The sequence below is a fragment of the Leisingera sp. CC-HEC093 genome, from assembly GCF_059429195.1.
The window spans coordinates 803,815-821,643 of sequence record NZ_JCAIJR010000001.1 but is presented as its reverse complement, the minus strand read 5'-3'; the positions used below and the strand labels follow the sequence as shown (position 1 = coordinate 821,643).

General features: G+C 63.5%; 18 protein-coding genes. 11 read left to right on the top strand and 7 right to left on the bottom strand.

The window, feature by feature from the left end:
- The first annotated feature begins 12 nt into the window (after nucleotides 1-12).
- Both AC5STB_RS04055 and AC5STB_RS04050 read left to right on the top strand, forming a co-directional pair.
- Nucleotides 13-1,068 (top strand): YjgN family protein, encoded by a 1,056-nt coding sequence (locus AC5STB_RS04055; protein WP_495441697.1) that lies wholly within the window; start codon nucleotides 13-15, stop codon nucleotides 1,066-1,068.
- Entirely contained in the window at nucleotides 1,069-2,136 is a 1,068-nt protein-coding gene (locus AC5STB_RS04050) for a M48 family metallopeptidase (RefSeq protein WP_495441696.1), read from the top strand. It abuts the gene before it with no gap.
- Between the two features lie 3 nt (nucleotides 2,137-2,139).
- Here the strand turns inward: AC5STB_RS04050 and AC5STB_RS04045 are convergent, their stop codons facing one another.
- Nucleotides 2,140-2,910 carry a FadR/GntR family transcriptional regulator gene (locus tag AC5STB_RS04045; RefSeq protein WP_495441695.1) on the bottom strand — a complete coding sequence of 257 codons (771 nt, stop codon included), beginning with the start codon at nucleotides 2,908-2,910 and terminating at the stop codon, nucleotides 2,140-2,142.
- Nucleotides 2,911-3,093: 183 nt separating this feature from the next.
- Here AC5STB_RS04045 and AC5STB_RS04040 point away from each other — a divergent pair, with 183 nt between their 5' ends.
- The 4 genes from AC5STB_RS04040 to AC5STB_RS04025 all read left to right on the top strand — a co-directional run bounded on the left by AC5STB_RS04040 (nucleotide 3,094) and on the right by AC5STB_RS04025 (nucleotide 8,871).
- Complete coding sequence (locus AC5STB_RS04040; protein ID WP_495441694.1) at nucleotides 3,094-4,302, top strand: aminotransferase-like domain-containing protein; 1,209 nt, start codon at nucleotides 3,094-3,096, stop codon at nucleotides 4,300-4,302.
- Between the two features lie 165 nt (nucleotides 4,303-4,467).
- Complete coding sequence (locus tag AC5STB_RS04035; protein ID WP_495441693.1) at nucleotides 4,468-7,923, top strand: chromosome segregation SMC family protein; 3,456 nt, start codon at nucleotides 4,468-4,470, stop codon at nucleotides 7,921-7,923.
- 66 nt (nucleotides 7,924-7,989) lie between these two features.
- Complete coding sequence (locus AC5STB_RS04030) at nucleotides 7,990-8,457, top strand: YbjN domain-containing protein (RefSeq protein ID WP_495441692.1); 468 nt, start codon at nucleotides 7,990-7,992, stop codon at nucleotides 8,455-8,457.
- 69 nt (nucleotides 8,458-8,526) lie between these two features.
- Entirely contained in the window at nucleotides 8,527-8,871 is a 345-nt protein-coding gene (locus tag AC5STB_RS04025; RefSeq protein WP_495441691.1) for a hypothetical protein, read from the top strand.
- Between the two features lie 9 nt (nucleotides 8,872-8,880).
- Here AC5STB_RS04025 and AC5STB_RS04020 read toward each other — a convergent pair whose 3' ends face one another.
- The 4 genes from AC5STB_RS04020 to AC5STB_RS04005 form a co-directional block, all read right to left on the bottom strand.
- Nucleotides 8,881-10,050 (bottom strand): lytic murein transglycosylase, encoded by a 1,170-nt coding sequence (locus AC5STB_RS04020; protein WP_495441690.1) that lies wholly within the window; start codon nucleotides 10,048-10,050, stop codon nucleotides 8,881-8,883.
- Between the two features lie 45 nt (nucleotides 10,051-10,095).
- On the bottom strand, nucleotides 10,096-11,007 hold the full coding sequence (gene cbiB, locus AC5STB_RS04015) for an adenosylcobinamide-phosphate synthase CbiB (protein WP_495441688.1): 912 nt from the start codon (nucleotides 11,005-11,007) through the stop codon (nucleotides 10,096-10,098).
- Nucleotides 11,004-11,966 (bottom strand): threonine-phosphate decarboxylase, encoded by a 963-nt coding sequence (locus tag AC5STB_RS04010; protein ID WP_495444555.1) that lies wholly within the window; start codon nucleotides 11,964-11,966, stop codon nucleotides 11,004-11,006. Before AC5STB_RS04010 ends, cbiB begins: the two co-directional genes overlap by 4 nt.
- Before the next feature lie 128 nt (nucleotides 11,967-12,094).
- Nucleotides 12,095-13,069: a glutathione S-transferase family protein gene (locus tag AC5STB_RS04005; RefSeq protein ID WP_495441687.1), complete on the bottom strand. Its 975-nt coding sequence runs from the start codon at nucleotides 13,067-13,069 to the stop codon at nucleotides 12,095-12,097.
- Nucleotides 13,070-13,284: 215 nt separating this feature from the next.
- On the opposite strand from AC5STB_RS04005, the gene AC5STB_RS04000 reads away from it, so the two are divergent.
- Entirely contained in the window at nucleotides 13,285-13,653 is a 369-nt protein-coding gene (locus tag AC5STB_RS04000) for a hypothetical protein (RefSeq protein WP_495441686.1), read from the top strand.
- A 9-nt stretch (nucleotides 13,654-13,662) separates the two neighbouring features.
- Here the strand turns inward: AC5STB_RS04000 and AC5STB_RS03995 are convergent, their stop codons facing one another.
- Nucleotides 13,663-14,193 (bottom strand): L,D-transpeptidase family protein, encoded by a 531-nt coding sequence (locus tag AC5STB_RS03995; RefSeq protein ID WP_495441685.1) that lies wholly within the window; start codon nucleotides 14,191-14,193, stop codon nucleotides 13,663-13,665.
- A gap of 2 nt (nucleotides 14,194-14,195) precedes the next feature.
- Nucleotides 14,196-15,368, bottom strand: coding sequence for a MalY/PatB family protein (locus AC5STB_RS03990; protein ID WP_495441684.1), 1,173 nt, complete (start codon nucleotides 15,366-15,368; stop codon nucleotides 14,196-14,198).
- A 110-nt stretch (nucleotides 15,369-15,478) separates the two neighbouring features.
- Here AC5STB_RS03990 and def (AC5STB_RS03985) point away from each other — a divergent pair, with 110 nt between their 5' ends.
- The 4 genes from def (AC5STB_RS03985) (at nucleotide 15,479) to AC5STB_RS03970 (ending at nucleotide 17,775) form a co-directional block, all read left to right on the top strand.
- Nucleotides 15,479-15,997 carry a peptide deformylase gene (def, locus tag AC5STB_RS03985; protein ID WP_495441683.1) on the top strand — a complete coding sequence of 173 codons (519 nt, stop codon included), beginning with the start codon at nucleotides 15,479-15,481 and terminating at the stop codon, nucleotides 15,995-15,997.
- A 13-nt stretch (nucleotides 15,998-16,010) separates the two neighbouring features.
- Nucleotides 16,011-16,508, top strand: coding sequence for a peptide deformylase (gene def, locus AC5STB_RS03980; protein ID WP_495441682.1), 498 nt, complete (start codon nucleotides 16,011-16,013; stop codon nucleotides 16,506-16,508).
- 112 nt (nucleotides 16,509-16,620) lie between these two features.
- Nucleotides 16,621-17,526: a methionyl-tRNA formyltransferase gene (gene fmt / locus AC5STB_RS03975; RefSeq protein WP_495441681.1), complete on the top strand. Its 906-nt coding sequence runs from the start codon at nucleotides 16,621-16,623 to the stop codon at nucleotides 17,524-17,526.
- 12 nt (nucleotides 17,527-17,538) lie between these two features.
- A complete protein-coding gene (locus AC5STB_RS03970) occupies nucleotides 17,539-17,775 on the top strand; it encodes a GlsB/YeaQ/YmgE family stress response membrane protein (protein WP_495441680.1) in 237 nt (78 codons plus the stop codon).
- Nucleotides 17,776-17,829: the final 54 nt, after the last annotated feature.

Sequence of the window (17,829 nt, the reverse complement as noted above, 5' to 3'; positions counted from 1 at the left end):
AGACATTAGTAAATGAATACAAACACCACCGGTTTTGTGTTTCGCGGCAACGCGAAAGAATGGTTCGGGATCTGGATTGTAAATCTTCTGCTGAGCATCGTGACGCTGGGCATTTATTCGGCCTGGGCCAAAGTGCGGCGCCACAAGTATTTCTACAACAATACCTCTCTCGAAGGACGCAACTTCGACTATCACGCGACAGGCGGCCAGATCTTTGTCGGGAGGCTAATCGTTGTCGGGGCCTTCTTTGTCTACAATCTGATTCTGACGATGGTGCCTGCCCTGGCACCTGTCCTGCTGCTGGGCTTGGTCTTTATCTTTCCCTGGCTGATCATCCGGGCGATGATGTTCAATGCGCGGATGACAAGCTTTTCCAACGTCCGCTTCGGTTTCTCGGCCGGGTACGGGCAGGCACTGCTCGTTTACCTGATTTACCCGATCCTGACCGCTCTTACGGCCTATCTGACCTTCCCGCTGCTGGACCGGGCGGTCAGGCGGTTCGGCATTGAAAACCACCGCCTGGGCACGGCTGGATTTAAATTCGAAGCGCCGCTGGGGCCGTTCTACAAAGCGTTCCTGGCTGCGTTTGCGTGGGTCGCAGCAGTGGGTGCAGCGGTCTATTCCGTGCTGGGTTCGGCATTGCTCCTCTCATTCCAGGATGCGTTTGCATCACAGAACCCGGATCCGAGTGCGGTGCTGCTGTTCATGGGGGGCTTTTACGCTGTCTTCTTCCTCGCGTTCCTGCCGGCGGTGCTGCTGTATCAGGCGCTGACCTGGAACGTTGTGTTCAACAGCACAACTTTGGAAGGCGGCCACCAGTTCCGGTCTGAGATTTCTGCAGGACGGTATCTGTGGATTGCAATCTCGAACATGGTGGTTGTTGTCTGCAGCCTGGGTTTGTTTCTGCCGTGGGCGCAGATCCGCATGGTGCGCTATCTGACCGGGTGTACCGGGGTTGTGCTGGGAACGTCGCTGGACAGCTTCGTCGATGTTCAGAGCAGCCGTGCCTCTGCTGTGGGCGATGCCTATGCCGATTTCGAAGGCATTGACGTGGGGCTGCCGGTCTAAATGGCGGCGAATTACCCTTTGCCAGGAAAAATCGAAGGGCGCGCCTATGCGCGCCTTTCTTCGCGCCTGCAACGGGCGGAATTGGTTTTGCACCGCGACGCACAGGGCAGCGCGGTGATGAGAGTGGAGGTCGTCGATCCGGATGGAAAGACGCTTGGCAGTGCGCCCTGGGGCGAAATCACGCTGGACCCGCCGCTGGGACGCCAGCCGCGCCGCCTGACCCTGCCGGACGGCACATTATTCGAAACTGACGATCATGAGGCCGTGCTGGCATTGACCGGTCGCACGCGCGGCACCTGGCTGCACACACTTGAACAGTTCCGGCCGCGCCTGGCAGTATTCACGGTCATGGCGGTGTGTGCGGCATTTCTGGTTTGTAAGTATGGTCTGGACATACTGGCTTCGGCTGCTGCAGCGGTGACCCCGCCTGTCGTCCTGGAGCAGATGGATCGCGGCACAATCGAAGCCATCGATTTTGCGCTGATGGAGCCTTCGGAACTGGAGGCAAAGGATAAAGAGCGCGCCCGCAAGGTGTTTCAACGGCTGCTGAGCCAAGCAGGGGACGCCCCCAGGGGTGTCAGCTTCCAGCTGCTGTTCCGCGAGATGCCTGGAATGGGCCCCAATGCCATGGCTTTGCCCGGCGGAACGGTTATTGTGTCAGACGACTTGATGAACCGGTTCCCGGAGGAGGACGTTCTGGCCGGGGTTCTGGGGCATGAAATCGGCCATGTTGTCGAGCAGCACGGGCTGCGCCAGGTGTACCGGTCGCTCGGGCTGTATGCCGTTGTCGCATTTGTGGCCGGGGATACTGGTCCTTTGCTTGAGGATATTCTGCTGGAGGGCAATGTGCTGCTGTCGCTGCAGTACGGCAGGGAGCAGGAGGCATTGGCGGATGAATTCGGTGTGCAGCTTGCGTCGCGCGCTGGTTTTGCACCTGGCGGGCTGATCAGCTTCTTCGAAACGGTCCAATCCGAATTGGCAGGGCCGCCGGAATGGATGTCATCGCATCCGAACTCCGAGACCCGTATTCAGGCTATAGAAAACACAATCCGGGGGCTGGAGCGCTGACAGTCAGCCTTTCCCGGTTTCATGCTCCAGCCGCTGTCTGGCCACCTCGGCGTTGCGTTCGGCGCGCTGGTGGTCGGTGAGGGCCTGTTTCACATAGTCCAGATGCGCCTCGACTGCGGTGCGGGCGGCCTGCGGGTCGCGGGCTTGCAGGGCGGTGTTGATGGCGCGGTGCTGCTCCAGCAGCGCCTCATAGGTGGTGTGCTGCTGGAACATGATGCGGCGGTTGTAGAACACGCCCTCTCGCAGGAGGTCGAACATTGACCGCATCATGTGCAGCATGATCACGTTGTGGCTGGCGTCCATGATGGCGGAATGGAACTGTGCGTCAAGCTGTGCCGCTTCCTCGGATACGGCGGGGTTGCCGGCTGCCTCCATCTTGTCAAAGATCGCCTGGATCACCTGCAGGTCATAGTCCGACCCGAACCGGGCTGCGCGTTCCGCGGCCAGCCCCTCCATGTCGCGGCGGAATGAGAGGTAGTCGAACACCGCCTCATCATGGGTGGCAAAAAGCTGGATCAGGGCAGGGGAGAAGGCGGAGCCCAGAACATCCGCCACAAACACGCCTGACCCGGCCTTGGAGGCCAGCAGGCCGCGTGCCTGCAATTCGCTTATGGCGTCGCGCAGAGACGGGCGGGAGACGCCGAGGCGCTCGGCCAGCTCCCGTTCGGCGGGCAGCCGTTCGCCGGGCGAAAGGATACCGCGCAAGATCAGCTGCTCGATCTGCTTAACAACGGAGGCGGAGAGTTTCTCGGGCTGGACTTTCTGAAAGGGCATCTTGTCGCTCTGGCGGATTGGTCAATTTATATGACCACGCGGTAGCGCCAGCCGCAAGGGCTGGCGGTATCACGAAGGCTGTAACAACAGGTCAGCATTGTTGACTTTAATTTGCGCCCGCCTACCGTGATCCTGGATCACAAGCCAGATGAGCCAGACAAGCCAAAGAGCCAGGAGACAGGCATGCAGTTGGACCAGATCTTTGCCACCCGCAACAGCCGGATGAAGGCGTCGGAAATCCGCGAATTGCTGAAGCTGCTGGACCAGCCGGACATCATCTCCTTTGCCGGCGGGATACCGGATCCGGCGCTGTTCCCGGCCGATGAATTTGCCGAAGCCTTTAGGAACGCACTGACACCGGAGCGGCAGGCGCAGGCGCTGCAGTATTCCGTCAGTGAGGGCTATCTGCCGCTGCGGCAGTGGATTGTGGCGGAGATGGTGAAGATAGGCATCGTTTGTGAGACGGAAAACGTGCTGATCACCTCCGGCTCTCAGCAGGCGCTGGATTACCTGGGCAAACTGTTTCTCTCGCCGGGCGACACCGCGCTGGTGGGCTGGCCCACGTATCTGGGGGCGCTGGCGGCCTTCAACGCCTATGAACCGCGCTATGACCGGCTGTCGCTGCGGGGCAACCGCACGGCAGAGAGCTATGCCGAAGCAGCGGCAGAGGCAGGCAGTGCAGTAAAATTTGCCTATCTCTCGCCGGACTTTGCCAACCCGACCGGAGAGACGCTGGACCGTGCCGGGCGGCTGCGGCTGCTGGATGTCGCTGAGGCGCTGGACTGTGCCATAATAGAAGACGCGGCCTATCAGTCGCTGCGCTATGATGGGGAACCGGTGCCGCCTGTGCTGGCGCTGGAACTGGAACAGAAGGGGTCGATCGAGGATTGCCGGACTGTCTACTGCGGCACCTTCAGCAAGACGCTGGCACCGGGGGTGCGGATCGGCTGGGCGGTGGCGGCCACGCCGGTGATCTCGCAGATGGTGCTGCTGAAACAGGCGGCGGATTTGCATACTTCGTCGATCAACCAGATGGCGGTGCACGGCGTTGCGGAGGCCTGTTTCGACGAACACGCCGGCCAATTGCGCGCGGTCTATCAGCGCCGCCGCGACGTGATGCTGGCGGCCATGGCGGAGCATATGCCGGAAGGCGTGGAGTGGACCCGGCCCGAGGGCGGCATGTTCATCTGGGTAACCCTGCCGGAGGGTATGGAAGGCGCGCAGCTGCTGGCCCGTTCGTTGGAGACGGAGCGGGTGGCCTTTGTCCCCGGCCAAGCGTTCTTTGCTGATGGCAGCGGTCAGAACACGATCCGGCTGAGTTTTTCCAACTCCAACCACACGGCCATTGAGGAAGGAATTGCGCGGCTGGGGCGGCTGTTGCGGTCAGCCTGACGCCCATTGTCCCGCAGCTTGGCAAAAGATTGCCGGATCCTGCGGGTTATCCACAAGATATGGTGTGAATTGAGCCCAGTTCGCCCCGATTTGGGGGTGCGGAGCGTTGACTCACAGGATAGGAACCGCTGAACTTTCTCGATACGGAATCACGAAGGGGCAGCTTTGCGGTTTTCCAAGCTCAGGCTGAACGGCTTCAAAAGCTTTGTTGATCCTACCGAACTGGTCATTGCCGATGGGCTGACAGGGGTTGTGGGGCCAAATGGCTGCGGCAAATCCAATCTTCTGGAGGCATTGCGTTGGGTGATGGGGGAAACCCGCGCCAAGGCAATGCGCGGCGGCGGCATGGAGGATGTCATCTTTGCCGGCACCTCGTCGCGGCCTGCGCGCAACTTTGCCGAGGTGAGCCTCAATATCGACAACTCAGAACGGCTGGCGCCCTCGGGCTTCAACGATGCCGACGGTTTGGAGATCGTGCGCCGCATCACCCGGGATGTGGGCAGCGCCTATAAATCCAACGGCAAGGACGTGCGGGCGCGCGATGTGCAGATGCTGTTTGCCGATGCCTCCACCGGCGCGCATTCGCCGGCGCTGGTGCGGCAGGGGCAGATCGCTGAGCTGATCAATGCCAAGCCCAAGGCGCGGCGGCGCATTCTGGAAGAGGCGGCAGGGATCTCCGGCCTTTATCAGCGCCGTCATGAGGCAGAGCTGAAGCTGAAGAACACCGAGGCCAACCTGCTCCGCGTCGATGACGTGATTGAGCAACTGGCAGGGCAACTGGCGCAGCTGGCCAAACAAGCGCGGCAGGCGCAGCGCTACCGCGAGATCGGCGAGAAGCTGCGGCTGTCCGAAGGGATGCTGCTGTACCGCCGCTGGCGCGAGGCGGATGAGGCGCGGCTGGCCTCAGAGGATGAGCTGCGGGTGCGGGTCGAGCAGGCCGCCAAAGCGGAGGCGCTGGTGCGTGCCGCAGCGGCGCAGCGCGGCACCTTTGAGGAAAAGCTGCCCCCCTTGCGCGAGGAGGAAGCGATTGCCGCTGCCATCCTGCAGCGGCTTGTGGTGCAGCGCGACTCGCTGAGCGACCAGGAGGCGCAGGCGCGCCAGAGCATCGAGCGGCTGAGCAGCCGGATCCTGCAGTTGGGCAATGACATCGAGCGTGAGACTGGCCTGAACAAGGACGCGGGCGAAACCATCGAGCGGCTGGAATGGGAGCAGCGCGAGCTGTCCAAGGCCGGTGACGGGCATGACGGCAAACTGACGGAGGCGGCGGAGCTGGCACGCGATGCAGGCTCGATCCTGCAGGCGCGCGAGGATCACCTCGCACAGGTGACTGAGGATGTGGCCCGTCTGGCCGCCCGCCACCAGTCGGCGCGGCGCGCCGTCGAGGATTGCCAGCGCGCTTTGGGCCGGTCTGAGGGCGAGGCAGAGAAAGCCCGCGCTGCCCAGAGCGAGGCGCAGGACGCGCTGGAGCTGGCGGCAGAGAAATTCGAAACCGCGGTGACCGCAGAAGAAGAGGCCCGTGAGGCCTCTGAGATGGCGGAAGAGGCGCTGGAAGCCGCAGACGAGGCGCGGACCGAGACCCAGAGCCGCGAGGCGGAGGCGCGTTCGCAGCGCTCTGAAGCTGAGGGTGAGCTGGGTGCGCTGCGCGCCGAAGTGACGGCACTGGCCAAGCTGGTGGAGCGTGACACTGCCGAGGGCGGCCAGGTTCTGGATGAGCTGACCGTTTCGCCGGGCTATGAGAAAGCTCTGGGCGCAGCGCTGGCGGATGATCTGCGCGCGCCGCTGGCGGATGCGGACGGGCCGACCGGCTGGGTCGCTTTGCCGGGCTATGACCGTGATGCGGCGCTGCCGGAGGGCGTGCAGCCCTTGGCGCTGTTTGTCTCCGGCCCTGAGGCACTTGCCCGCCGGGTGGCGCAGATCGGCCTGGTGGACGGCGATGCGGCAGCAGCCCTGCAGGCGCAGCTTTTGCCGGGCCAGCGGCTGGTCACGGTCGAGGGCGACCTGTGGCGCTGGGACGGCTACCGCGCCTGGGCCGAGGACGCGCCGAGCGCCGCGGCCCTGCGGCTGGAGCAGCTGAACAAGCTGGAAGCGCTGAAGCAGGAAATGGAGCGCGTCAGCGCCACCGCGGACGGTGCCCGCGCCGCGCATGAGATGCTGTTGCAAAAACTGGAAGAGGTGACGCTGGCCGACCAGAACGCCCGCCAGGCGCGGCGGGTGGCGGATCAGCGGGTGGCCGATGCCGCCCGTGCCCTCAGCCGGGCAGAGGCCGATCGCAACCTGGCGGAGGCCAAGCTGGAAACCCTGGGCATCGCGGTGTCGCGCCATGCGGAAGACGCGCTGAACGCAGGCCTGCAGCTGAAAGAGGCGGAGAAGGCGCTGGGGGAACTGGGCGACCTGGATCAGGCCCGCAGCGCGGTCGAGGACATCAAACAGTCGGTTGAGGCGGCGCGGATTACCATGCTGACGCACCGTTCCAGCCACGATGAGCTGCGCCGCGAGGGTGAGGCCCGCACCAAGCGCGCGCAGGAAGTGACCAAGGAATTGTCTGGCTGGCGCCACCGCCTGGAAAGCGCCGAGGCGCGGATAGAGGAGCTGGCCGAGCGCCGCGAAGCCTCGCAGGAGGAGCTGGAAGAGGCCAACGCGGTTCCGGCAGAGATTGCCGAGAAGCGTGAGGAGCTGAACGAAGCGATTTCTGATGCCGAAGCGCGCAAATCCGCTGCCACTGAGGCGCTGATTGCGGCTGAGGCCGAGCTGCGCGAGGCGGTTCACAAGGAACGCGAATGCGAGCGGCTGGCCTCCGAGGCGCGGGAGGCACGGGCCCGTTCCGAGGCGCGCAGCGATGCCGCCAAAGAGGCGGTGACCCAGGCCGCGGGCCGCATCATCGAGGCGCAGCAGATCACCCCGCAGGCGCTGTTGGAGAAGCTGGGCGTATCGCCGGATGAGATGCCGGCCTCGGATGATCTGGAACACGACGTGGACCGCTGCAAGCGGCAGCGCGATGCCCTGGGCGCGGTCAACCTGCGCGCGGAGGAAGATGCCCGCGGCGTGCAGAACGAGCATGACACGCTGGTGGCCGAGAAGCTGGACCTGGAGGGCGCGGTGAAGACCCTGCGCGACGGTATTGCCAGCCTCAACCGTGAGGGCCGGGAGCGGCTGCTGACCGCGTTTGAGCAGGTGAACAACAGCTTTGCGATGCTGTTCACCCATCTGTTCGGCGGCGGCGAGGCCAATCTGGTTATGGTCGAGAGCGACGATCCGCTGGATGCGGGCCTGGAGATCATGTGCCAGCCGCCGGGCAAAAAGCTGTCGACCCTGTCGCTGCTGTCGGGCGGCGAGCAGACGCTGACCGCGATGGCGCTGATCTTTGCGGTGTTCCTGTCGAACCCGGCCCCGATCTGTGTGCTGGACGAGGTCGACGCGCCGCTGGATGACGCCAACGTCACCCGTTTTTGCGACCTGCTGGACGAGATGTGCCGCCAGACCGACACCCGCTTCCTGATCATTACTCACCACGCGGTGACAATGGCGCGTATGGACCGGCTTTTCGGCGTCACCATGCAGGAAAAGGGTGTCAGCCAGCTGGTTTCGGTTGACCTCAAGAAGGCAGAGGCGATGGTGGCCTGAGGCCCGGTGCAGGGGGGGATCTGCGCCGGCCTCCTTTTGCAACGGCGAAGTTTTGTGGAGTTAAAAATGAATATGCTGAAAGCAATTGCCGCATCAGCGGTACTGATGGTGCCGGCTGCCGCGATGGCTGAAAATGTGGTGGCAAAAGACGGTAACAGCGTCGCCAATTTCTTTAAGGACGAAGGCGCAGAGGTTGAAGTAACCACCGACAGCGTCGGCGATCCGAACCTCAAGGTTGAATACTACGGTAACGATTTTTCGGTCTACTATTACGGCTGCGAAAACAATATCGACTGTGACGCGATCCAGTTCTTCTCTGGCTATCAGACCGACGGCAGTGTGCGCCTGTCCAAGATCAATGAGTGGAATACCGAAAACCGGTTTGCCCGTGCATATGTCTCTGATGAAGGCTCTGCGCGGATTGAGATGGACGTTTTGCTGGGTGACAAAGGCATGAGCGCAGATGACTTCGCCCAGACCGTGGGCATATGGAACCGCGCTGTGCAGGATTTCGAGGAATTCATCGACTGGTGATTCTGCCTGTCACCGGATCGTGACAACAGGCTGCAGGATCAAACGCTAAGGTGGGGCATGAGATGGATCATGCCCCTTTTCTTTTGTCTGATGGCAGGCAGTGCCCTGGCCGGCGAGTGGGACTTGCGCACTGGCGACATACCCTTTGCCCAGGAGGAACTGGAGGCGCTGCCGGGGCGCTCTTTCCGCTTCTATGACGGCGGCGAGTCGCAATACGGCAACAGCGGCGCCTATGCCTATACCTATTCCGCGGAAAACGGCGGCGGCACCGCCTGGGGAACTTTCCGGATTGCCGGGGACGGCAGCGTTTGCGTGGATTTCGCTAATGGGTTCGCACGCTGCGACCTCTATGTCCGCAACGGCCGCCGGGTCATCCTGATCACCGAAAAGGGCGATCGCTTCCCGGTGCGTTAGAGCTCTGTGTTAGAGCCTTTTCAGCAGCGCAGGTGTCGGCCAGGCATCGGCGGGCAGGCCGAGACGGGCTTGTTCCTTTTGCACGGCGACACGGGTGCGGGCGCCGAGGATGCCGTCGATGTCACCCACATTGTGGCCGCGGGCCTGCAGTTTCTGCTGCAGCTGTCTCATCTGAGTGCCGGTCAGACCATTGTCGGGTGCGCCGGCTTCATAGATATCCGCCCCTTGCAGCCGGTTGGCAAAATAGGCGGCGGTCAGCACATAGGTGAAGCTCTGGTTCCACTCGAAAAAGACATCGAAATTCGGATAGGCGAGGAATGCAGGCCCCTTGTGGCCCTGCGGCAGAAGCAGCGAGGCGCGCATCGACGGCTCCGGCAAAGCGCCGTCCCGCGCGGCCACGCCCAGCGTGCGCCACTGGGCCACAGATTTCTTATGCGCGGTGCCGCTGAGCGACAGGTCGAGGTCTTCGGGGAGGGTGACCTCTTGCAGCCAGGGCTGACCCGGCTGCCAGCCCATGTGCGACAGCATCCGCGCACCTGACATCAGCGCATCCGGGGCAGAGGTTTTCAGGCTGACTTTGCCGTCGCCATCGGCATCGACACCATGCTGCAGGATATCGCCCGGCAGCATCTGCACCATGCCGATTTCGCCTGCCCAGGCACCGGTGCTGCGTTCCGGGTCAAAGTTGCCCTGTTTGTACAACTCCAGAGCTGCAAACACCTGCGGCCGGAACAGCTCAGGGCGGCGGCAGTCATGCGCCAGGGTGACCAGCGCGTTGCGGGTGCTGAAATCGCCCTGATAGCCGCCGTAGTCTGTCTCAAACGCCCAGAAGGCCAGCAGCACGCCGCGGTCGATGCCGTAGGTGCTTTCGATCCGCTGGAAGGTGGAATCGTGCTTCTGCGCCATCTGACGGCCGCGCTGGAGCCGCTGCTGCGAAATCAGGCGGCGGGAGAAGTCGATAAAGGGTTTCTGGAAGACACCCTGGCCGCGGTCGGCCTGAAGCACGCGGGAATCCTGGCGGGCGCCGGCAAAGAAGGTATTGACCGTGGCGTTGTCATACCCGGCCTGGATGGCCTCGTCCTTCATCAGGTTCACAAAGTTCTGAAAACCGCCGCCGCATTGGGCTGATACCGCAGCAGGCAGCAGGGCCGCTGCGAGGACAAAGGGCATTAGGCGCATGATTCTGGCGCTCCTTGGTCTTACCGCTCCCACTGGGTCTATGTGCTAGAAAATCGCGGCAATGGCAACAGTCAGCACCAGCGCGAGGCCCCATGCCTGCCAAAGCAGCGTAACGGAACGGCCAATGGTTTCGGCGCTGGCGCTTTTGGCACCAGTGACATGAACCCAGGGAAAGTCGCGCATCTGCCCGTCATAGGAACGCGGTCCGGCCAGGGAGGTGTTCAGTGCCCGCGCCATTGCGGCCTCGGGCCAGCCGGCGTTGGGGGAGCGGTGCTTGCGTGCATCCTCTGCAATGGCACGCCAGGAGCGCAGCTGGCCGCTGGCAGCAGCGATCAACAGTCCGGTCAGCCGCGCCGGGATCAGGTTCAGCAGGTCATCCAGCCGGGCAGAGGCCCATCCGAATTCCTGATACCGCTGGTTGCGGTAGCCGATCATGCTGTCGGCGGTGTTGACCATCTTGTAGACGAGCAGCCCCGGCAGCCCTGCGATCAGGAACCAGAAAGCCGGGGCTATGACGCCGTCCGACATGTTCTCGGCGCCGCTTTCAATGGCAGAGCGCGCGGCCTGGGGGGCGGTCATGCTGGCGGTGTCGCGGCTGACGATCATCGCCACCGCCTTGCGCCCTTCATCAAGGCCGCTGCGCAGGCCTTGGGCCACGGCTGCAACATGGTCGGTCAGGGACCGCTGGGCGATCAGAATGGCCGCCACCAGAATTTCTGCCAGCGTGCCGGGCAGGGCCAGCAGATTGCCAGCAATCAAGCCTGCCAGAATCAGGGCCGCCGCTGCCGCCACGCCCTTGGCGCGGCGATTGGGGCCGGTGTTGAGTCTGCGGTCGAGGAAGCCGACCAGCCTGCCCATGAGCACCGCCGGGTGGGTCAGGCGCGACCAAAGCCATTTCGGCTCGCCAAAGATCGCATCAAGCAGCATGGCAACGGCGAGCATTCCGGCGGTGGTCATAGCGCGGCCTCCAGCCGGTCCCAGCCATCCGCGGGCGGCAGGCCGAGGCGCAGGAAGGTCCTAGAGTAGGGGAAGATGCGGCTCCAGATATGGGCACGGGCAAGCTTCTCCTGCCAGGCGGCTGCATTATCCACATTGTAAAGCCGGAACAGATCGGTGCCGCCTGCCAGACTGGCGCCCTTGGCAAGCACCAGTTCGTCCAGCCGCGCGGCGTCCTGATGCAACCGGGCACGGGTGGCATTTGCCCAGGCGTGATCCTGCAAGGCCAGCGCACCGGTGCGCAACGCCGGGCCGGACACTGCCCAGGGGCCTTGCCAAGTGGCCAGCTGCGCAATCAGCCTGGGGTCGCCGATGGCGAAACCCAGCCGCAGGCCGGCAAGCCCCCAGAATTTGCCAAAGCTTTTCAGCACGATCACGCCGGGGCGGGCGGCCAAGCGGATCAGGCTCTGGTCCGGGCAGATGTCGCAGAAACTCTCATCGATGATCGTCATCGGGGCTGTCAGCTCATCTTCGTGCCACAGGCGTCCGTCGGGATTGTTGGGATGCACCGCAACCCTGGCTTCGGCCGGCCCGTGGACCCTGACGATCCAGCCGCGGGCCTCAAAGGCGGCGGCGTGTTCGTTATAGGTGGGTTTGCTGATCTGCACCCAGCGCGGTTCAGCCAGGGCTGGCAGCGCCGCGATCAGGGCAGAGGCACCGGGCGCGGCCAGAACCGCCGCCCCCTCAGGAATGTTCCAGAAGGCGCGGGCGGCCCGTTCCAGATCCGCGAGCGCATCCGCATCGGGCAGGGCGCCCCAGTCACCCGCGGTGAAATCCGGCAGCGGGTAGGGGTGCGGGTTGATACCGGTGGAAAGGTCGATCCAGCCGCTGCGGCTGCCGCCGAACGCGGCGATGGCGGCGCTCAGATTGCCGCCGTGGTCGCGGGGCTGGGGGGCCGGGTCGTGAGAGGAAACATGCATCGCGGTCGCCACCGGTGAGAGTTCGCTCCGGCCAAGGCCGGCTGCCATGTGAGGCACTGCGCGTATTACCCTAAGCGGCGCGGTGCGTGAACTCCCTATTTACGCGGGGAGGGCGGAACAGCCCGGTGTCAGCCGCGCCGGTGCGGCTCCTGCCAGTTGATCTCGGGATTGATCGGAATGATCCGGTGCGGATTGATGGTGTCGTGGCTGTAATGATAGTGGCGCACGATATGCTGCATTCCCACCGTCTCAGCAACCCCCGGCCACTGGTACAGCTCGCGGGTGTAGGCCCAGAGGTTCGGGTAGTCCATCAGCCGCTTGCGATTGCATTTGAAATGCGTGTGGTACACGGGGTCAAAGCGCAGCAGGGTGGTGAACAGCCGCCAGTCGGCCTCAGTGATGCGCTCGCCCAGCAGGTAGCGGTGCTGGGACAGCAGGTCCTCCAGCCAGTCGAGGCTTTCGAACAGCGGTGCTACGGCGTTGCCGTAGGCCTCCTGCGACGTGGCAAAGCCGCATTTGTAGACGCCGTTGTTTATGGTGCTGTAAACACGGGCGTTCACCGCTTCGATCGGCTCGCGCAGCTCCTCCGGCCAGTAGTCATCGCTGTTGCCGGTGAGGCGGTCGAAGGCCGCATTGAACATGCGGATGATCTCGGCGCTTTCGTTGGAGACGATGGTGGCTTGCGCCTTGTCCCACAGCACCGGCACTGTCACCCGCCCGGTGTATTCCGCGTCCGCGCGGGTATAGACCTGATGCAGGTGGGAGCTGCCGAAAAGGGCGTCGCCGGTGGCGCCGTGTGCGTCCGTCTCGAAGGTCCAGCCTTCGTCCAGCATGTCGGGATGCACGGCAGAGACGGCGATGTGGTCCTCCAGTCCCTTCAGCTTGCGGAAAATCAGCGTGCGATGCGCCCATGGGCAGGCCAGCGAAACATAAAGGTGGTATCGTCCGCTTTCGGCTTTGAAGCCGCCTTTGCCTGAGGGGCCGGCACTGCCGTCGGCGGTGATCCAGTTGCGGAACTGCGATTCGCTGCGCTTGAAGGCGCCGCCGGTGGATTTGGTGTCATACCACTGGTCGTGCCATTTCCCGTCGATCAATAGGCCCATCGCATCTGCTCCTGCTGCTGTGCTTGGCAAACATATGCAGGCAAGGCGCGCACGCCTATGCAAGCCAGCGCGCAGGCCGTCTGCACCCCTGCACAGGAGCAACAAAATTGCGCGGCCGTCAAATTTTCGAAAATGTTCACTTGATTTTATATATTTGTGACGCACCGTTGAAAGAAGGGGTTCGTGTAAACCCACGCATTTGGAAGGCCGCTGCTATGAATACCTATGTACCCAAAGCTGTGCAGGAAGCGCTGGACACCGCACGCCTGCAGGGGATGCGGCGCAAGAGCCGCCTGCGGGTGATGGCGGACAATGAGCTCTATCCGGTGCTGCGGCTGTGGAAGACTGGATTTGCTGTCGAGGCAGAAACCGCCCCGATGCTGCGCGGTCTAGTCGATATCTATGACGGTGCCAGGCACGTGTCGCAATGCCTGATCGTGGCCGGCGAGGAAGAGGGCGGCGAGATGCGCTATGAATTCAAGCGCTCCACCCCTGCTGCGGACAAGGCGCCCCTGGATTTCTACAAATCTCCGGACGGGCCGGCGGGGCTGATTCCCTTTGACCAGTCGCAGGGCAAAGTCTGAACCGCTAAATCAGGGGCGGATTTCGACCTCGGTGCCGATCTCTGCCAGTCGCCACAGCGTTTCCATCTGCTGATTGCTGACAGCGATGCAGCCGGCGGTCCAGTCACCGGGCAGGGTGATCAGATTGCCCACCGCGTTCGGCTGCCCGTGAATGAAGATATCGCCGCCCGGGCTGACACCCGCGGCCTGCGCGCGGGCGCGGTCCTGGGGCTGCGGATAGTCGATCCCCAGCGACAGATGATAGGCGCTGTTCGGATTGCGCCGGTCGATGCGGAAAATGCCTTCGGGGGTCTTGCCGTCGCCTTCCTGCTGTTTGCCGCCCGCGGGCGCAAAGCCAAGTGCGATGGGGAATTCCAGCACGGTCTCGCCATTCCGGCTGGCGGTGAGGCGGCGGGCAGATTTTTCGATCAGGATGCGGTCGACCCGGTCCACCGCCACGGATTGCGGCGGCGGCACGGGGGGCGGGGCGAAGGCCTGCCATGCCATCCAGGCGGCTACGGCCAGAACAACCAGCGCCAGCAGACGCAGCAGGCGCTTCATGTTTACTGCAGGTCTGAAAATGCTGCGGTGAGGCGGCGGCAGGCTTCCTCCACCCGCGACCGCTGGGTGGCGAGGTTGAAGCGCTCCATGAACTCGCCGCCGGAGCCGAAACCGTCGCCGGGAGACGTGGCGATTTTGGCGTCTTCGCGCAGGCGCTTGATAAATTCCTCGCGGCTCATGCCCGTCCCGGAGAAATCAACCCAAGCCAGGTAGGTTGACGCCAGCGGAAGGGATCTGAGACCGGGCAGCGCATTGACAGTCTCGTCAAACAGCTTCCGGTTGCCTTCCAGATGCGCAATCTGGGCATCGACCCAGTCCGCCCCTTCGGGCGAATAGGCGGCGGTGATCATCGCCACGCCAAGGGCGCTCGGGTCATAGTCCAGCGTGGCCTGGCGATGCCGCATCGCCGCCCGCAGATCCGGGTCTGGAATGATCATGTTGCCGGTGCGCTGGCCTGCGATGTTGAAGGTCTTGGAGGGCGCGGTGAGGGTGACAGTCCAAGGGCCCGCATCGGGTGCGGCCACGTCCATCGGCACGAAGGTGCTGCCCGGGTAGACCAGATCATGGTGGATTTCATCCGACACCAGGATCAGCCCGTTGCGTTTGGCGAACTCAGCCACCGCACGCAGTTCTTCCGGTGTCCAGACCCGGCCTGAGGGGTTCTGCGGCGAACACCACAAGAGCAGCTTCTCTGTCCCGTTCAGTCGCGACTGGGCATCGTCGAGGTCCAGATTGTAGGTATCGCCGTCCCGCGCCAGCGGGCATTCGGTTACCTTGCGGCCCGCCTTGTTCACCTTGTGGGCAAACTCATGATAGACGGGCGAGAAGATGACCACTCCGTCGCCGGGCTGGCTCCAGACATCGAGGCACAGGGCGATGGCGTTCCCCAGACCTTGCGATGTCAGGATCCAATCGGTCTCGACCTCCCAGCTGTGCCGGTTTTTCATCCACCATTGAACCGCCTGCAGATACTCCGGGTGCTGCCAGGAATAGCCGAACACGCCGTGCTCGGCCGCCTTCCTGACAGCCTCGATCACGCAGGGCGCGGTTTCATAGTCGGAGTCCGCCGTCCACATCGCCAAACCGTCCTCCGGGGAGACGCCGAACAGCTTCTCCATCTTGTCCCATTTCGAGCTGTGGGTGCCGCGGCGGTCGGTGGGTTTGTCAAAATTCATGTGGTGGATTCCCGTGTCGTTGCCCGTAACTTCGCATGCGAAGCTAATCGCTGCAGCGGCATGCGCAAGGGGGCGTTGCGATGGGGCGGCTGATCGCATACATGAAACGCATGAAACGACCGATCCTGATCCATCCCGATCCCCGCCTGAAAAAGGTCTGCGTGCCCGTGCCGGACCTGAGCGATGACTTGCGCGTGCTGGCGGATGACATGCTGGAAACCATGTACGCGGCCCCCGGCATCGGCTTGGCGGCGCCGCAGATCGGCATTCTGCAGCGGCTGATCGTGCTGGATTGCGTCAAGGAAGAGGACGGCGAGCCGCGCCCGCTGGTGATGTTCAACCCTGAAGTCATCTCTTCCTCTGACGATACCAGCGTATATGAGGAAGGCTGCCTGTCTATCCCGGATCAGTATGCCGAGGTGACCCGCCCCAAGGTGGTGGAAGTCGAATGGATGGACCGCGACGGCACTGCGCGGCGCGAGACCTTTGATGGTTTGTGGGCCACCTGCGTGCAGCATGAAATCGACCACTTGAACGGCAAGCTGTTCATCGATTACCTGAAGCCGCTGAAGCGCCAGATGATCACGCGCAAGATGCAGAAGCTGAAGCGCGAACGCGCCCGCGCCTGAGGGAACACCAGATATGACCGTCCGCACCTGCCTGCCCTGGCCCGACAAGCGCCTGCGCACCAAGGCTGATGAGGTGACAGAGATCACCGACGAGATCCGCGAAATCTGGAACGACATGGTCGACACGATGGAGGCGATGCCGGGTGTCGGCTTGGCCGCCAACCAGATCGGCGTGATGCTGCGGCTGGCGGTGGTGGATGGCTCGACTGAGCGCGGCCGCGCTGTGAAGCTGGCGAACCCGGAGATCCTGCATTCCTCTGTTGAGCTGCGCGAGCATGACGAGGCCAGCCCGAACCTGCCCGGGGTTTCGGCCAAGATCAAACGCCCGCGCGCAGTCACCGTCCGGTTCATCAACGAGCAGGGCGCGGTGGATCGCAAGGATTTCGTCGGGATTGAGGCGACCTCGGTTCAGCACCAGATCGACCACCTGAACGGCAAGTTGTATTTCGATCGCCTGAGCAAGGTGAAGCGCGACATGCTGATCCGCAAGGCAAAGAAGCTGACCGGCTGAGGCCGGATTTTGAGCTCCCGGGCCGGCAGCGGCCTGGTTCGCGCCCGGCTGCGAACAGCCAAGCACCCGGGCAGGGAATGGCGGGCAGATTGCCCGCCCTACGGAGGCATTGATGCGTATCATCTTCATGGGAACGCCTGATTTCTCGGTGCCGGTGCTGGATACGCTGGTGGAAGCCGGGCACGAGATTGCCGCCGTCTACTGCCAGCCGCCGCGGCCTGCGGGCCGCGGCAAGAAGGACCGTCCGACACCTGTCCACGCCCGCGCCGCGGCCTTGGGGCTGGAGGTGCGCCACCCGGTTTCGCTGAAAAGCGCGGAGGAGCAGGAGGCCTTTGCCGCGCTGAAGGCGGATGCGGCTGTGGTGGTCGCATACGGTCTGATCCTGCCGCAGGCCATTCTGGATGCGCCCCGGCACGGTTGCCTGAATATCCACGCCAGTCTGCTGCCGCGCTGGCGCGGTGCGGCGCCGATCCACCGGGCGATCATGGCGGGCGATGCAGAAACCGGTGTCTGCATCATGCAGATGGAGGCGGGACTGGACACCGGCCCGGTTCTGCTGCGTGACGCCACTGCGATCGGGGCCGAGGAAACCACCGTCCAATTGCATGACCGGCTGTCGGAGATGGGTGCCAAGCTGATCGTTAAAGCCTTGTGCCGTCTGCCGGAGCTGACGGCGGAGGTGCAGCCCGATGAGGGCGTCACCTACGCTGCCAAGATCGACAAGGCAGAGGCGCAGGTCGACTGGTCGCGCCCGGCGGCTGAGGTGGACCGTAAGATCCGCGGGTTGTCGCCCTTCCCGGGTGCCTGGTGCGAGGTCGAAGGCCAGCGGGTCAAATTGCTGGCGTCCCGGCTGGCAGAGGGGCAGGGTGCGCCCGGGGAAGTTCTGGACGAGAGCCTGACCGTAGCTTGCGGCGAGGGCGCGGTGCAGCTCTTGCGCTTGCAACGGGCGGGCAAAAGCGCGCAGGATCCCGATATATTCCTGCGCGGCTTCCCGGTTCCCAAGGGCAGCCGCCTTTAACCGGAGGGTCTGATGCCCATCATTGCCCTGATCATCATCGGCGCCGCGGCAGGCTTTCTGGCAACCCGGCTGATGAAACTGGAAACCGATATCATCACCACGGTCTGCATCGGCATGGCCGGGGCGCTGGTGGGCGGTTTGGTGCTGCGCGCGCTGCTGGCGGTGATGGGGTTCATGGCAGGCTTCGCCGGGGCGGTTCTGGGTGCCCTGGTGCTGATCTGGATCTGGCAGCGGTACAGCAGGAAATAAACTCTCTGCGGCGCCGGCGCCACAGCCAGCGGCGGAGTGTGCAATTTCTGCTGC

Bases quoted from the DNA above. Each gene is read 5' to 3' on its own strand.
- AC5STB_RS04055 (WP_495441697.1), top strand. From the start codon at position 13: ATGAATACAAACACCACCGGTTTTGTGTTTCGCGGCAACGCGAAAGAA.
- AC5STB_RS04050 (WP_495441696.1), top strand. From the start codon at position 1,069: ATGGCGGCGAATTACCCTTTGCCAGGAAAAATCGAAGGGCGCGCCTAT.
- AC5STB_RS04045 (WP_495441695.1), bottom strand. From the start codon at position 2,910: ATGCCCTTTCAGAAAGTCCAGCCCGAGAAACTCTCCGCCTCCGTTGTT.
- AC5STB_RS04040 (WP_495441694.1), top strand. From the start codon at position 3,094: ATGCAGTTGGACCAGATCTTTGCCACCCGCAACAGCCGGATGAAGGCG.
- AC5STB_RS04030 (WP_495441692.1), top strand. From the start codon at position 7,990: ATGAATATGCTGAAAGCAATTGCCGCATCAGCGGTACTGATGGTGCCG.
- AC5STB_RS04025 (WP_495441691.1), top strand. From the start codon at position 8,527: ATGCCCCTTTTCTTTTGTCTGATGGCAGGCAGTGCCCTGGCCGGCGAG.
- AC5STB_RS04020 (WP_495441690.1), bottom strand. From the start codon at position 10,050: ATGCGCCTAATGCCCTTTGTCCTCGCAGCGGCCCTGCTGCCTGCTGCG.
- cbiB (WP_495441688.1), bottom strand. From the start codon at position 11,007: ATGACCACCGCCGGAATGCTCGCCGTTGCCATGCTGCTTGATGCGATC.
- AC5STB_RS04010 (WP_495444555.1), bottom strand. From the start codon at position 11,966: ATGCATGTTTCCTCTCACGACCCGGCCCCCCAGCCCCGCGACCACGGC.
- AC5STB_RS04005 (WP_495441687.1), bottom strand. From the start codon at position 13,069: ATGGGCCTATTGATCGACGGGAAATGGCACGACCAGTGGTATGACACC.
- AC5STB_RS04000 (WP_495441686.1), top strand. From the start codon at position 13,285: ATGAATACCTATGTACCCAAAGCTGTGCAGGAAGCGCTGGACACCGCA.
- AC5STB_RS03995 (WP_495441685.1), bottom strand. From the start codon at position 14,193: ATGAAGCGCCTGCTGCGTCTGCTGGCGCTGGTTGTTCTGGCCGTAGCC.
- AC5STB_RS03990 (WP_495441684.1), bottom strand. From the start codon at position 15,368: ATGAATTTTGACAAACCCACCGACCGCCGCGGCACCCACAGCTCGAAA.
- def (WP_495441683.1), top strand. From the start codon at position 15,479: ATGAAACGACCGATCCTGATCCATCCCGATCCCCGCCTGAAAAAGGTC.
- def (WP_495441682.1), top strand. From the start codon at position 16,011: ATGACCGTCCGCACCTGCCTGCCCTGGCCCGACAAGCGCCTGCGCACC.
- fmt (WP_495441681.1), top strand. From the start codon at position 16,621: ATGCGTATCATCTTCATGGGAACGCCTGATTTCTCGGTGCCGGTGCTG.
- AC5STB_RS03970 (WP_495441680.1), top strand. From the start codon at position 17,539: ATGCCCATCATTGCCCTGATCATCATCGGCGCCGCGGCAGGCTTTCTG.